The 15,080-nt window shown below is 60.9% G+C and carries 11 protein-coding genes; 1 reads left to right on the top strand and 10 read right to left on the bottom strand.

The window, feature by feature from the left end; all coding sequences use genetic code 11:
- The first annotated feature begins 79 nt into the window (after positions 1-79).
- Complete coding sequence (locus tag NVB75_RS32865; protein ID WP_177070964.1) at positions 80-976, top strand: MurR/RpiR family transcriptional regulator; 897 nt, start codon at positions 80-82, stop codon at positions 974-976.
- A gap of 171 nt (positions 977-1,147) precedes the next feature.
- Here the strand turns inward: NVB75_RS32865 and NVB75_RS32860 are convergent, their stop codons facing one another.
- The 10 genes from NVB75_RS32860 to NVB75_RS32815 all read right to left on the bottom strand — a co-directional run bounded on the left by NVB75_RS32860 (position 1,148) and on the right by NVB75_RS32815 (position 14,808).
- The gene (locus NVB75_RS32860; protein WP_258345167.1) at positions 1,148-2,851 is read right to left on the bottom strand and encodes an AMP-binding protein; all 1,704 of its coding nucleotides are present in this window, start codon (positions 2,849-2,851) and stop codon (positions 1,148-1,150) included.
- A 31-nt stretch (positions 2,852-2,882) separates the two neighbouring features.
- Complete coding sequence (locus NVB75_RS32855) at positions 2,883-4,181, bottom strand: acetyl-CoA C-acetyltransferase (protein ID WP_258345165.1); 1,299 nt, start codon at positions 4,179-4,181, stop codon at positions 2,883-2,885.
- The gene (locus tag NVB75_RS32850) at positions 4,178-5,068 is read right to left on the bottom strand and encodes a MaoC/PaaZ C-terminal domain-containing protein (RefSeq protein WP_258345164.1); all 891 of its coding nucleotides are present in this window, start codon (positions 5,066-5,068) and stop codon (positions 4,178-4,180) included. The genes NVB75_RS32855 and NVB75_RS32850 overlap by 4 nt, the downstream gene beginning before the upstream one ends.
- A gap of 3 nt (positions 5,069-5,071) precedes the next feature.
- Complete coding sequence (locus tag NVB75_RS32845) at positions 5,072-6,415, bottom strand: 3-oxoacyl-ACP reductase (RefSeq protein WP_258345163.1); 1,344 nt, start codon at positions 6,413-6,415, stop codon at positions 5,072-5,074.
- Between the two features lie 159 nt (positions 6,416-6,574).
- A complete protein-coding gene (locus NVB75_RS32840; protein ID WP_258345162.1) occupies positions 6,575-9,112 on the bottom strand; it encodes an acyl-CoA dehydrogenase in 2,538 nt (845 codons plus the stop codon).
- Positions 9,113-9,400: 288 nt separating this feature from the next.
- Positions 9,401-10,807, bottom strand: coding sequence for an outer membrane protein transport protein (locus NVB75_RS32835; RefSeq protein WP_017479888.1), 1,407 nt, complete (start codon positions 10,805-10,807; stop codon positions 9,401-9,403).
- 126 nt (positions 10,808-10,933) lie between these two features.
- A complete protein-coding gene (praB, locus tag NVB75_RS32830; protein ID WP_258345161.1) occupies positions 10,934-11,437 on the bottom strand; it encodes an alkane oxidation protein activator PraB in 504 nt (167 codons plus the stop codon).
- Positions 11,438-11,568: 131 nt separating this feature from the next.
- The gene (gene praA / locus NVB75_RS32825; protein WP_258345160.1) at positions 11,569-12,063 is read right to left on the bottom strand and encodes an alkane oxidation protein activator PraA; all 495 of its coding nucleotides are present in this window, start codon (positions 12,061-12,063) and stop codon (positions 11,569-11,571) included.
- A gap of 147 nt (positions 12,064-12,210) precedes the next feature.
- Positions 12,211-13,491, bottom strand: coding sequence for an alkane 1-monooxygenase (locus NVB75_RS32820; protein ID WP_258345159.1), 1,281 nt, complete (start codon positions 13,489-13,491; stop codon positions 12,211-12,213).
- A 318-nt stretch (positions 13,492-13,809) separates the two neighbouring features.
- Positions 13,810-14,808, bottom strand: coding sequence for an alpha/beta fold hydrolase (locus tag NVB75_RS32815; protein ID WP_258345158.1), 999 nt, complete (start codon positions 14,806-14,808; stop codon positions 13,810-13,812).
- Positions 14,809-15,080 lie beyond the last annotated feature (272 nt).

Raw genomic sequence — 15,080 nt, 5'->3', positions numbered from 1 at the left:
CCTGTAGACTTGCGCACATCGACTTATTGTCAGGGGCGACTGAACGCGCCCTAGTAAGAACAAGCCAGAAGGATTCCCTATGTCCCAGAGCGCCCCGGAAGACGCACTCGCCAGCCCGCCGCTGAACGCCGAGCGGCTGTTGCAGCTGATCACCGATGAATACGAGAGCCTGCCGCGCCAGCTCAAGCGCATCGCCAGCTACATGAGCCAGCAGAGCGACCGGATCATGGTCGACCGCATCAGCGACATCGCCCGTGAATGCGAAGTGCACCCGTCGGCCATCGTGCGGTTTTCCCAGCGTTTCGGGTTCAGTGGTTTCAGTGAGATGCAGGCGTTGTTCCGCGAGGCCTACACCCACAAGACCACGCCGGTGCAGAACTACCAGCAACGCATCCGCAGCATGATCGCCAACAAGTCGCAGAAAGCCAGCGGCGGCGACCTGGCGCGTGAGTGCGTGAATGCCACCCTGTCGGGGATCGAGCGCCTGGGGCTGGAGCTGGATGACGCGGCCTTTGAAAAGGCCGTGGACCTGGTGGTGAATGCCGACAATATCTACGTGGTGGGCGTGCGCCGTTCGTTCGCCGTGGCGGATTACCTGGTGTACAACCTGCAGCACACCAACAAGCGGATTCATTTGGTGTCGGGGTTGGGCGGCAGTTATCGCGAGCAGATGCGCAGCGTACGGGCGAATGACCTGGTGATTGCCATCAGCTTTACGCCGTACGGCAAGGAAACCCAGCACTGCCTGCGGATTGCCCAGCACCATCAGGCCAAGACGCTGATTATTACGGACAGCAACCTGTCGCCCCTGGCCAAGCGGGCGAGCACGGTGTTGCTGGTGAATGAGGGCTCGTCGTTTGCGTTCAGGTCACTGAGTGCGACGCTGTGCCTGTGCCAGGCGTTGTTTATTGCCGTGGCGTATCGGCTGGAATTGAAGGTCGATGAGATTCATGAGCAGGTGGGGTTCGACGACTGACGATCGTTCCCACGCTCCGCGTGGGAATGCAGCCCCGGACGCTCCGCGTCCAAAGCGTGACGCAGAGCGTCACAAGAGGCGTTCCCACGCAGAGCGTGGGAACGATCGTACTGACTAATAATTTTCAGCCATCAGATATCCAATGTGGGAGCTGGCCGCGTTCACTCAGGCTTAGCGCAGTGCCCGGCGCAGCACCTTGCCCACCGTCGTCTTGGGCAACTCCTGCGTACGAAACTCCACGAACCGCGGCACCTTGTACCCCGTCAAATACTCCCGGCAATGCGCCAGAATCTGTTCCTGGGTCAAGCTTTGGTCCTTGCGCACCACGATGATTTTCACCCGTTCGCCGGTCACGCCATCCTCCACCCCAATCGCCGCCACTTCCGCCACACCGGGATGCAACGCCACCACGTCTTCGATTTCGTTGGGGTACACGTTAAACCCGGACACCAGGATCAGGTCTTTCTTGCGGTCCACCAGGCGGATGAAGCCCTGCTCATTCATCACCCCGATATCCCCGGTGGACAGCCACCCGTCAGCATCCAGCACCTCGGCGGTTTCCGCCGGGCGCTTCCAGTATCCCTGCATCACCTGCGGCCCGCGCACTTGCAGTTCGCCAGGCTCACCCATCTCCGCCAGTTCACCGTCCTCACGAACAAACCGCACCCAGGTCGACGGCAACGGCACGCCGATGCTGCCGGTGAATTCCATCTCGCGCATGCGTGAGATGTCGATGGGGCTGATGCTCACCACCGGCGAGCACTCGGTGAGGCCGTAGCCTTCGATGATCGGCAAGCCGGTGACTTCCTTCCAGCGCTTGGCCACGGCGGTGTGGGTGGCCATGCCGCCGGCAATCACCATGCGCAGGTCGGAAAAGTCCCGGGCGCAGAACTCCTTGTTTTCCAGCAGGCCATTGAACAGCGTGTTCACCCCGGCAATCCCGTTGAAACGCTCCTTGCGCAGGATCATCTGCACCCGTTTCACGTCCCGTGGGTTGGCGATCAGGATGTTGCGCCCGCCCAGGCACATGAACATCAGGCAGTTCACCGTCAGGGAAAAGATGTGGTACAGCGGCAGCAGCGTGACGTTGGTTTCCTGCTGGTTCTGGTCCAGTTGATCACCCACCCACGCCTTGGCCTGCAACAGGTTGGCGATGATGTTGCGATGGCTGAGCATCACGCCCTTGGCGTCGCCGGTGGTGCCGCCGGTGTATTGCAGGAAGGCCAGGTCTTCGCGGTTCATCGGCACGGCCAAATGGGTCTGGCCGCGCCCCTGTTTCAATACCTGGTTGAAGCGAACGGCGCCCGGCAGGTTGAAGCGCGGGACCTGCTTCTGCACGCTGCGCAGGATGAAGTTCATCGCCGCGCCCTTGAAGGTGCCGAGCAGATCGCCGATGGCGGCAATCACCACGCGTTTGACGGTGCTGGCGGCCACCACCTTCTCCAGGGTGTGGGCGAAGTTTTCGAAGATAACGAGGGTCTCCGCTCCGCTGTCCTTGAGCAAATGCTGCAGCTCCCGGGCGGTGTACAGCGGGTTAACGTTGACCACCACGGCGCCCGCGAGGATCGTGCCCAGCAGGCAGATCGGGTACTGCAAGCAGTTGGGCATCATCAGCGCCACACGGTCGCCCTTCTTCACACCCTGGGCTTGCAGCCACGCAGCAAAGGCGATGCCCTGCACTTCCCAGTCGGCGTAGGTCATCTCGGTGCCGATGCTGACGTAGGCGACGCGTTCACTGAATTTGTGCAGGTGCTCCAGGAACACCTCGCGCAACGACGGGTAGTCCTCGATGCCGGCGTCGATGTCTGCCGGTACGCCGGGCAGGTAAGCGTTCAACCAGAGGCGTTCGGTCTGTTCCAGGCTTACAGCGTTCATGGCAGTCTCCTTGTTGTTTTTATGGTGGGAACTACTTTTCGACGATAGCGGTAATGCCCAGCCCGCCCGCGGCGCAGATCGAAATCAAGCCTCGGCCGCCGCCCCGCTGGTGAATAGCCTTAGCCAGTGCTGCGAGCTGCCGGCCGCCAGTGGCAGCGAACGGGTGACCGCAGCCGAGGGAGCCGCCGTTGACGTTCATTTTGGCGCGGTCGATGCTGCCCAGCGGCGCATCGAGGCCCAGGCGGTCGCGGCAATAGTCCGGGTCTTCCCAGGCCTTGAGGGTGCACAGCACCTGGGCGGCGAAGGCTTCGTGGATCTCGAACAGGTCGAAGTCGGCAAACGTCAGGCCTTCACGCTTGAGCATGCGTGGCACGGCGTAGGCCGGGGCCATCAGCAGGCCTTCGGTGCCGTCGACGAAATTCACCGCTGCGGTTTCGCCGGTTCGCAAATAAGCCAACACCGGCAAGCCACGTTCGGCGGCCCATTCCTCGCTGGCCAGCAGCACCACTGAGGCGCCATCGGTCAGGGCCGTGGAGTTGCCGGCGGTGAGCGTGCCGTTCTGGCGGTCGTAGGCCGGGGACAGGCCGGCGAGTTTTTCCAGGCTGGCGTCGGCCCGCAGGTTGTTGTCCCGGGCCAGGCCGCGATACGGGCTGATCAAATCATCGAAGAAACCCTGCTTGTAGGCCGCGTCCAACCGTTGGTGACTGGTGAGGGTCAGTTCGTCCTGGGCCAGGCGCTTGATCTGCCAACGCCTGGCCATTTCTTCGCAGTGCTCGCCCATGGACAGGCCAGTGCGCGGTTCGCCATTGCGCGGCAGCAGCGGCTTGAAGAACATCGACGGGCGCACACTCATCAGTGCCTTCAACTTGGCGCCGGTACCCTTGGCGCGGTTGGCTGAAAGCAAGGTGCGGCGCAGGGACTCGTTGATGCCGATCGGCGCGTCGGAGGTGGTGTCGGAACCGCCGGCAATGCCCACTTCGATCTGCCCGAGGGCGATCTTGTTCGCCACCAGCAACGCCGCTTCCAGGCCCGTGCCGCAGGCTTGTTGCAGGTCGTAGGCCGGGGTTTCGGGAGAGAGCGTGGTGGACAGCAGGCTTTCCCGGGCCAGGTTGAAATCCCGGGAATGCTTGATCACCGCACCGGCAGCAAACTCGCCCAGGCGCAGGCCGTGAAGGTTGTAGCGGTCCACCAGGCCTTGCAGGGCGGCGACCAGCAAATCCTGGTTGCTGTCATGGGCATACACCGTATTGGAACGGGCGAACGGAATGCGGTTGCCGCCGAGAATCGCCACGCGGCGGGTCGGGGCCGGGTTGAAGCTGTAGTCACTCATCGAGGGTTCTCATTCCAGATAAACAGCCCACGCATATGGGGTTTGTCACCGGCGAAACTGCGCACTTCAAACTCACGACGCGCGCCGGTTGGCGGGACGTTCCACAAGGCGACCTGGCCGGGCAGGAAGATCGGCAACTTGAAGTCGCAGTGGGCTTCGGCCTGCGCCAGTCCACCCGGCGGTTGCTGCGCGGCCAATGCGCGGCCCAGCGTCCACATGCCGTGGGCGATGGCCCGGCGAAAGCCGAAGAGTTTGGCGCCAATCACCGAGGTGTGAATCGGATTGAAATCCCCCGAGACCTTGGCGAAACGCCGCCCGAGGTCGGCCGGCAGCACCCAGCGTTGGGTACGCAGCAAACCTTCTTCCTGCAACGGCAGCACGTCGTCCCACGGTTCGCCGACCGGGTCTTTTACGTCACGCCGCAGGTACAGGCTGTCGCTCTCCCACACCAGGGTGCCCGCACTGTAGGCACGGGTGGCGATGCTCAAGGCCTGGCCCTTGGGATGGGCGACCCAGCGCTCGCAATACACCTCCAGCCGCAGGGCCTGGCCCTCCTCCAGCCGTTGATGCTGACGGATGCGATTGGCCAAATGCACCATGCCGCTGGCCGGGTACGGGAAGCTCGGCCGGGTCAGCAGCATCAGGTGCAGCGGGAACGCCAGCACATGGGGATAGGACAGCGGCACGCCTTGCTCGCGGCGGAAACCACAGGCCCGACCGTAGGCCGCGATCCCCTGGGCAGACAGCTCAACGGCCGAACGCACCAGGCGTTCTGTCGGCAACGTCGGCGTACCTTCCACTTTGGGTTTGCGCAAGGCCAGGACACCGTCCAGCAACAGCCGCGAACGTGAGGGCGGTGGGTCAATAATCTGCGTTACATAGTCCATAGGTCAGGCTCCCAACAGGCTTTGGCCGCAGACCCGCACCACCTGGCCATTGACCCCGCCGGAAGCCGGATGCGCCAGCCAGGCAATGGTTTCCGCGACGTCGATGGGTTGCCCACCCTGGGACATGGAATTCATCCGTCGCCCTGCTTCGCGAATCATCAGCGGGATCTTCGCGGTCATCTGGGTTTCGATAAAACCGGGAGCCACGGCATTCACCGTCACCTGCTGCGCCGCCGCCCGGGGTGCCAGACCTTGCACCAGGCCGATCACACCGGCTTTGGACGTGGCGTAGTTGCTTTGCCCGAGGTTGCCGGCAATGCCGGAAATCGACGAGACACACACGATCCGCCCACCCGGGTTCAGGCCCTGGCTTTCCAGCAATGCGGTGCTCAGGTGCAGCGGCGCTTCCAGGTTGACCGCCAGTACGCTGCGCCACGCCGCTTCGGTCATCTTGGCGATGGTCTTGTCGCGGGTGATCCCGGCGTTGTGCACCACCACGTCGAATGCGCCGTGTTGGCTGATATGGGCTTGCAGCTGCTGCGCGGCGTCGGTGGCGGTGATGTCCAGCGCCAGTGCGCTGCCACCGACACTGCTGGCCGCCTGTTGCAGGGATTCCTGGGCCTGGGGCACATCCACGCAGACCACCTGCGCGCCGTCACGGGCCAGCACCTGAGCGATTGCCAGGCCGATGCCACGGGATGCGCCGGTGACCAGGGCACGGCGGCCGCCGAGGGGTTTGTCCCAATTGATTTCGGCTTGGGTGTCGACCGGTTTCTCAAGGCGTACCACCTGCCCCGAGACATAGGCCGAGCGCCGCGACAGGAAGAACCGCAGGCTGCTTTCCAGCGCACCTTCGGCACCCGGGGCGACGTAGATCAACTGCACGGTGATTGCCCGGCGCAGCTCCTTGGCCAGTGAGCGCACCAGGCCTTCGAGGGCGCGCTGAGCAATGGCCTGCGGCAAGTCCTTGCACAGCTCCGGCGCAGTGCCGAGCACCACCACCCGGGCGTGTTGGCCCAGGCGCTTGGCGTTGGCGTGGAAGAATGCGTAGAGCTCGTCCAGTTGCTTGAGGTCGGCGATGGTGCTGGCGTCGAACACCGCGCCCTGGACTTTGACCGTAGAGGGCGCCTTGAGGGTCGCGGCGGTAGCGGGCACCGTGTCGGTGGCACTGAAGATGCGCTGGATCTCGGCAGCCAGGCGCCCTGCCCCGGCGACGATCACCGGGTTGGCCAGGCCTTGTTGGCCGCTGCGATGACGTTGCAGCGCCAGGGGTTGCGGCAGCCCGGCAGTCTGCGCCAGCCAGCGGCCCCAAGGGGAATTGACGAACGAGAGGTAGCTGTCACTCATGGATAAATTCACTCACAACACTGTCTTTCCATGGAAACCCGATCCCTGTGGGAGCTGGCTTGCCTGCGATTGCGGTGTGTCAGCCAACACTTCTGGCCCTGAACCAACGCTATCGCAGGCAAGCCAGCTCTCACATTGACCGTGTCCCCCCAGTTCCAATCAGTTGACCGGCGCGTTTTCGCTTTGGTTGGCGCGGCGCCTGGCGGTCGGTTTGGCGGCCTGTTCCAGCGCCTGCTGGCGCTGTTGCAAGGCTTCCAGCAAGCCGAAGTCCTGCGGGAAGTCGTCCACCTGGATCGCGTGATCGCCGTATTCCACATAGCGCGCCAGCAAGCTGTCTTCGTCGTCGCTGATCAGGTCCAGCGCCCGTGCCTTGACCCGCCACGGGGTAAACGCAGTGCCGGAAATCGGCATCGGTTCGATCAGGCCTTGCTTGATCGCACCCTTGAGCCGCGCCTCGATCAGTTCCACTTGTGGCAACAGACGGAAGCCCAGTTCGCCATATGCAAGCTTGTCGATTTCAGGCCGCGGGATATAGGAGTTGCCCAGCAAGCGGTCACGGCTTTCCCCCGGTACCTGCACCAGATCCGCCACTTGCGCCAGCAGGCGATCCGAGGGTTTGCGCAGGGGAATGCCAAACGGGAAGGTCAAGCCACGCACCACCGCCGCCGCTGCTTTTGACGGATAGTTGTCGAGCACTTCAGCCAGGGCTTCATGGGCCCGCAGCAAGGCGTCCTGAGCCGCCCAATGCACCAGCGGCAGATCTGCCTGGGGCCGGCCATCATCTTCAAAGCGCTTGAGCACGCAGGACAGGATGTACAGCTGGGACAGAATGTCTCCCAACCGCCCGGTGATACTTTCCTTGCGCTTGAGGGCACCGCCCAGCACGCCCATGGAAATGTCCGAGATCAACGCCAACACCACCGACAGCCGATTGGCCTGGCGGTAGTAGGACGCCAGCGCCGGATCAGTCTTGCCCGGCACCGAAATCAAGCGCCCGCCCGTCAGCGAATGCACTGCGGCACGTACGGTATTGGCCAGCACAAAGCTCAGATGGCCGAACATCGCGCTGTCGAAATCCACCAGGGCCTTGCGCCGGTCGGTGTTGCGCGCCGCTTCCATCTCGCGGAACACATAGGGATGGCAACGAATCAGGCCCTGGCCGTAGATGATCAGGCAGCGGGTCATGATGTTCGCGCCTTCCACCGTGATGGCGATGGGGCTTTGCTGGTAGGCCCGGGCGAGGAAGTTATTGGGGCCCATGCAGATGCCCTTGCCGGCGACGATGTCCATGCCGTCGTTGACGATGATCCGCGCGCGCTCGGTAACGTGGTATTTAGCGATGGCCGAGATCACCGACGGCTTTTCACCGGCATCCAGTGACGCCACTGAAACCTTGCGCACCGCATCGCAGGCATACAGATGCCCGGCCATACGTGCCAATGGTGCTTGTACGCCTTCGAACTTGCCGATGGGCAGGCCGAATTGTTTGCGCATCGCCGCATAAGCGGTGGTGCCACGCACGGCCACCTTGCCCAGGCCGACGTTGGCCGACGGCAGGGAAATCGCCCGGCCAGCCGCCAGGCATTCCATCAACATACGCCAGCCGTTGCCGACTTGTTCGCGGCCACCGATCACCCATTCCAGCGGGATAAACACATCCTTACCGGTGGTTGGGCCGTTCTGGAATACCGCGTTGAGTGGCCAGTGACGCCGGCCGCTGTTCACGCCTGGGTGGGAAGTCGGGATCAGCGCACAGGTGATGCCCAGGGAGCCGGGCTGGCCGAGCAAACCGTCCGGGTCTTCGGCGCGGAATGCCAGGCCGAGTAAGGTGGCGATTGGGCCGAGGGTGATGTAGCGCTTGTCCCAGGTCACGCGGAAACCCAGCACTTCCTCACCTTCGTGCAGGCCTTTGCAGACGACGCCCAGGTCTGGAATGGCCCCGGCGTCGGAGCCGGCATACGGGCTGGTCAGGGCGAAGCACGGGATGTCTTCACCACGGGCCAGGCGTGGCAGGTAATAGTTGCGCTGGGCGTCGGTGCCGTAGTGCAGCAGCAGTTCTGCCGGGCCCAGGGAGTTGGGCACCATCACCGAAATCGCCGCTGCCGAGCAACGGGTCGAGAGCTTCATCACCACTTGCGAATGCGCATAGTGGGAGAAGCCCTTGCCGCCGTACTGCTTGGGAATGATCATGCCGAGGAAGCCGGCATCCTTGGTGTACTGCCAGCCTTCGGGGGACATGTCTTGCCAGACCTGGGTGGTTTCCCAGTCGTTGGACATGTCGCACAGGGTCTCTACTTCGTTGTCGAGGAAAGCCTGTTCTTCAGCGCTGAGGCTGGCCGGTGCGGCTTGCAGCAGACGCTCCCAGCGCGGTTTGCCGCTGAACAGCTCGGCGTCCCACCACACGGTGCCGGATTCGATGGCAGCGCGCTCGGTGTCGGACATCGCCGGCATGATGCTGCGGAAAAGGCCCAGGGCCTTGCTGGTCAACAGCGCGCGGCGCAGGGGTTTGATCGTCAGCAGCAGCGCGGGCAATAGCACCAGCACCGCCACCACACTGGCGCCGAAACCGGCGACCACGTTGAACAGGTAACCGACCGCCAGCCAGACCAGGCCGGCACCCAGCCAGAGGGTGGCAGCGGCTTGTCGATACGCCAGGGCAATCGCTGCTGCGAGTCCCGCCAATAACCAGATAACCATGGGGATACCTCTACTCAATTCAGGGTACGGCCAACGCTCAAGCAGATCGGAATGACCTGTGACGTAAAGCCACACTACAAACTTGAAAAGATAAATTCAAATTTTGTTTTGAAATTTTTATTTAATGCTTGGGCAAAAAAGCAGCGGCTGAATGGATCAGCCGGTCAGGTCAATGGAAAAGGGATCGGAACGGGTCGCGTGGGCGACCCGTCGATGCAATATCAGTGTGAGATTTGCAGAAAGATGCGCTGACTGCAGGCTGACACCGACACACGCCACAACGGTGGATCAGAACTCGTAGGAGATCGCCATACTGACTACGTCCCCATAGGCGTCCGCCTTGCCATCCAGGGTGGCTGCCCCCAGACGATCCTGGTTGTGGGTTTGCAGCTTGGCTTTTTCCACGAATTGGTGGGAGTAGGAACCGTCGATACCCAACCCCGGAATTGCACGAACTTTGTAGCCAAAGCCCAGGGAGGTGAAGATCCGGTCACCATCGGGGATGCGTGGGTCACGGGTGGAGTTACGGGTCGGCGTCTGGTCCGTGGCTACACCGGCGCGCACAGTGAGATCGTTGGTGAGTTTATAGTCACCGCCGAGGGAGACCATCCAGGCGTCCTTGTAGTTATAAGGAATCGACACAATCTGGTTGCCGTCAGACTTCAAGGTCAGCGCCTTGAATGACGACCATTGGGTCCACATGACACTGGCACCCAGGCTGAAACGATCACTGAACTGGTGGACCCAGTCGATGGTGGCGTTGGCCGGGACATCAAGTTGTGTGCTGGCGTTGGCACCGTTGAGCTTCAGGTCCAGACCCGGGTAGGCAAGGCCTGGGAGACCGCCCTCGATCAGCGACTGGCTCAAGGGGTCAGCGTAGATATTGTATTTGCCCTCCAGCTTGTTCTTGATCTTGGCGTGGTAGGCAAGGCCCAAGGTATCTTTGTCTGTAGGCTTCCAGGCCAGGCCGCCAAACCAGCCGACGGAGGTATTGTCCACCTTGACGCGAATCAGCGAGTGGCCTACGCCGGAAGGAAACTGAAGTCCGATCGGAGACACGGCCGCCGCGGAATACAGGTCTATGTTCTGGCTGACGAAGCCTTTGGTGTGCTGAACAATTGCACCGCCGCCAATGGAAAACTGATCATTCACCTTGAACGACAGTGCGCCCGTCAGACCAACGGTTTCAATGCGCGTGTCGACGGCAAAATCTCGTCCAATCCAGTCGGAATCCCATGTCGTACGTGCCCCCATGGGAACGACCTGGCTCAGACCAAAGGCGAAGCGATCGCCAATCGGCATCACCGCAAATCCGGTCGGTACCCAAGCGGTGAAGCCGCCCTGCCCGCCTTTGTTGTCATTGGGCGTGCCGGCCAGCGTATCCGGGTCTACCAGCTGCGGCGCATTGCCGGCGTAGTCCTTTTCGGTGCCTTTGTATTTGATGTTGATCCGCGCATAGTTGACGGTGAGCTCGGCGACGTTACGATCGATAAAGGCCATGGCCGCCGGGTTGTTGAACGCCGCAGATGGATCGTTCTGAAACAGCGAGCCACCCCCGAAGGCACGACCCCAGCCTTGGGCACCATAGGTCGGAGTCGCGAAGCCGCCGGCCTGGACCGACCCTGCCGCGGCCATGAGCCCGCCCAACAATGCCAGGCCGAGAAACGCTTGAGCCTGTTGTTTCTTATTATTCATGCTCCACTCCTTATTATTTTTTCCATCACGGGCGTTAACCCCGATCGGGCTTACCTCGACAGGTGCCTCTGACGAGGCACCTGTTTATTTCAACGTGTGATCATCACGTTTTGCGCGGAGCGGTACTTATGGCGAAATGACGAATGCTGGGTTCGGCGTTGCAGTCAGCGCGGTGATGGTGCAAGAACCGACGGCCTGTTGTGTTGCAATACTCAGGAGGTTGGAGCCGTTGTTCCAGGTCACGGCGATTGGCACGGCAGCCGACGCACAGTTAGAGACAACCGAGAAGTTCACCGCCACGGTACCGGTGTAGCTTGGGTTGGCACCGGCAGTCACTTGCAGTTTCCATGGCAGGTTCAGCAGTTTTGGAACACCGCACAGAGGGTTGCTGCCATTGACGGTGGCACTGTTGATCTGAGCGTAGGAACCGTCAGCCGCCACTTGGCCGGAAAAAGCAATGTTGCACGTTACGGGCTGCTGCAGCGACGCCGGCGACTTCACCGTAATGCTGCCGGTCGTTGCGAAGGGCGAACCCGCCGGAGCAATGGTATAGGCCGCATTGGCCATCGAAGCTGCGCCGAAGCACAACGCAAACGAACCTACACAAACGAGGGTTTTCAAGCTTTTCATTGTTTTTCCTCACATGTTATGGCGAGTCAATTCGCCAGGGGTAATGGCCATGATCGAGAGGTCACGGTGAATCTGCAGAACTTCCCTTTCCAGCCAAATTTCAATTCAATTACCGCTGCAACACTTAAACGTTACTCAACAACTTTGAAAGTCGGCGGCATCTTGATCGACACCGTTTTAATCGTGCAGTCTTCGCCGATCGGCACGTTGGCAGCCTCTAACTTGCCCGTGGCGTTATCCCACGTGCCATCGGCAGTAGAAGGCCCGCATTTGCCGCCCAAACCAAAGGCGTGCACATCGACGGCGATCTTCGACATCGAGCCGCTCTTGGTATCTTTAGCCACCAATACCCACGGCAAGTTGATCGCTTCCACCCGGCTGCACTTGAGCCCGCCGTCGAATTCAACTTTGTCGACATTCACCGACGAGCCATCCGCTGCCACTTTGCCGGCGACCTTGATGGTGCAATCCGCGCTGATCAGCGCGCCCTTGGAAAAGCTGATGGGCCCCTGGGCAGTAAACGCGCTGCCGGCGGGTTCGATACGGGCGGCCTGGGCCTGGTGGTAAACGATCAGGCCCAGGGCGGCCAATATAATATGCGTGGTGAACTTGGCAGGGTTTTGCATGGTGTACGTCCTTCCCTTAATTTTATTTTTGTTCGGGTCAAACAACTGTCTTGCAACTAAGCCGTACTCGAAACCGGTAAAGACTGGGCGATGAAAACCTGCGCGATACACAGATCCCGAGTACGTCCTACGACTGACGGCTTTACGTTAGAAGGGTTTGGTAGTGTTGCTGTACTTCTCCATGTACTTCAAACGTTGTGAAGGTTGAAGATTGGTCAGGGTAATATCCCCGGCATAATGATTAAGAACTCGGTGGTCCATGCGTCGTCGCCACAAGTACGGCACATAAGCCCAGACAATCATGCTGGCATAACCGTATGGCAGTTGCGGCGACTCATCAAAGTGACGCAGAGATTGATAACTTCTGGTTGGATTGGCGTGATGGTCGGAGTGCCGCTGTAGTTGGAACAGAAAGATATTGGTCACAATCCGATTGCTGTTCCACGAGTGCCGGGGCGAGCAGCGCTCATAACGACCGTTGGGCAACTTCTGGCGTTTCAGGCCGTAGTGTTCGACGTAGTTCACCACTTCCAGCAGCGAGAAACCGTAGATGCCCTGGATGATCAGGAACGGAATCACGGCCGCGCCCAGCCACGCAATCATCGCGCCCCACAACACCACGCTGTACATCCAGGCGCTGAGTACACCGTTCTTCCAGTGCCAGGCCGGCAGGCCGAGTTTGCGCAGGCGTTCACGTTCCAGGTTCCATGCCGAGCGGGCGCTGAACCACACCGAGCGTGGCAGGAAAGCCCAGAAGCTCTCCCCCAACCGCGAACTGGCCGGATCTTCCGGAGTGGCGACACGTACGTGGTGGCCACGGTTGTGTTCAGTGTAGAAGTGCCCGTAGAAGGTCGGCGCCAGGGTGATCTTGGCCAGGAAGACTTCCAGCAGGCGCGGCTTGTGCCCCAGTTCGTGGGCGGTGTTGATGGCGATGCCGGTGGCGGCGCCGGTGGACATCGCCATGCCCAGGTAGGTGAACCAACTGATTTCACCATGCAGTTGGGTGCGAGCGGTGATGAACGCGGCAGTCTTGGCCAGCCAACTCGATGGGTCCAGGCTGGCGGTAGCCTGCAGCAGACCGCCGCTGATGATCCAGTCGATCCCGCCTGCCGCCAGCCAACCGGTGATCACCACCGAGGCGATGACAAACAGCACGCCGGTGTAGACGATCCAGCGGTAGTAGCTTTGGGATTCGAGGTTGCTGACGGCGGATTCCGGCGGATTGCTGACGTCTTCACCCAGCAGGCCGTCGATCAATGGGATCAGGCCGAAGATCACCAGTACGCCGACCCACCACAGTTGTTGCACACCGGTGGTGATGGCGAGGGCGCCTGAGAGCAACGGGGTTGCCAGGGGCATGATGCCGAGCCACCACAGGTGGCGCTTGGCGTCGGTCCAGACGTTCGGGGCAGCCAGGGTCTGATTCATGGCAACCTCCGTGCGAGGCAGGTGGGCAGGGAGCAAAAATCAACACTGGACAGGTACACGGAGCGATGACTGCTCCGAGAATTCAACCATGCGATAAAAGGCGTTTTTTTCATTATTTTATTCGCTCTTAGGCATTTCAAAAATTATTTCAAATTAGACATTGAAATATTTTTTTAAATAAATAGCGCGGAATCGTTAGGTCGTCAACTAAATTCTTGAACCCTTTTGAGCGTGACCAGGCAGTCTCTTTTTCAGCCGATTGGTCAGGTGTCTAGGGCAAGCATTGACGGGGGGCGAACCGCGAGTTCAGTCGCATAATTATTTACTCACCACGGCAAACGACGGATGCAACACCGTGGCGTTTTCCGGTGGCCGGACACGCTTGGCCACCTGCTCGACGACGGCCGCCACACGCTCTGTAGCGGTGATCGGCAACATATGCCCGCGCCCTTCCACTAGCTGCAGTTTCAGGCCCGGCACCAGGCTGGCCAGGGCCTGGCCGTGTTTGCGGAAGTCCAGCACCTTGTCTTGCGCGCCATAGATCAGCCCGATGGGCAAGGTCAGTTGCGGGTAGCGCTTGACCATGTCCGGCAGGAAATCGTTGACCAGGTTGATCTCGGTGGAGGCCGCATAGAAGTTGTCGGGCCGCATGCCCAGCAATCCCCCGCCGCGGGTGGCGAAGTCTTCCGGGGCGGGGTCGGGGGCGAACACGCCCTTGACCACCGAGCCTTTGGTCAGCAGGCCGATGGGCATGGTCAGGGTGTGGGCCATGTAGCGTCGCAGCCATCCCGGGCGTATCGCCAACGACATAAACACCAGCGGCAGCAGGCGCTGGGGATGGGTGAGCGGCGCCACCAGGATCAATCCGGAGACCGCGTGGGGATGGTCCAGCGCCAGGGCCAGGGAAATTGCCCCGCCGAGGGAATGCCCCAGCACCAGCGGTTTATCCAGGTCCAGGGTCTTGATAAAGCTGGCGACTTGCCGGGCCTGGCCCGGCAGGTCGGCGGCCGTTTCGGCACGCCGGGTGGAATAACCCGACCCCGGACGATCCAGGGTGATCACCCGAAAGTGCTCACGCAACCGGGCAGACAAGGCATACGTCAGGTTGCGACTGCTGCCCATCAGCCCGTGGATCATCACCAGCGGCGGGCCCTTGCCCTCGTCTACATAATGAAAGCGCTCGCCATTGATCTCCAGAAAGCGCCCGTTGATCGGAACAGCGGCTTCTATACGCCGTGTCATCCGGGCACTGAAGCCCCACAACACTACGCTTAACCCTACAAACACACCCGCAGCGACAACCCACTCGACAGCCATAGCTCGGTCCTCTGCATCCCTGTGTTGCTGGCGGCCCGACCGGTATTGGTCAAGACCTCAGCCATCGTCCACCCCTGGACCTGACTGCGTGCGTAAAAGCTCTCGTCCGTCGGATAAGTCGCACTTGAGGAACTGGGTCGTAGCCTAGACGAAATTTTCAGGTAGATTATTTAAAATCTTTTTTAAAATAAATAATTCAATTTTTCTTTGCAATGGTGTTCTATCTAAAAAGCCAAAACAAAAACAAGGAGCACATCCGATGTCGAAACCCG

Origin of the sequence: Pseudomonas sp. CBS (assembly GCF_024734645.1) — a bacterium.
In the GTDB taxonomy this organism is placed as follows: Bacteria; Pseudomonadota; Gammaproteobacteria; order Pseudomonadales; family Pseudomonadaceae; genus Aquipseudomonas.
Note: the sequence above shows the minus strand (reverse complement) of the source record. Positions and strands in the feature narration are given on the sequence as shown.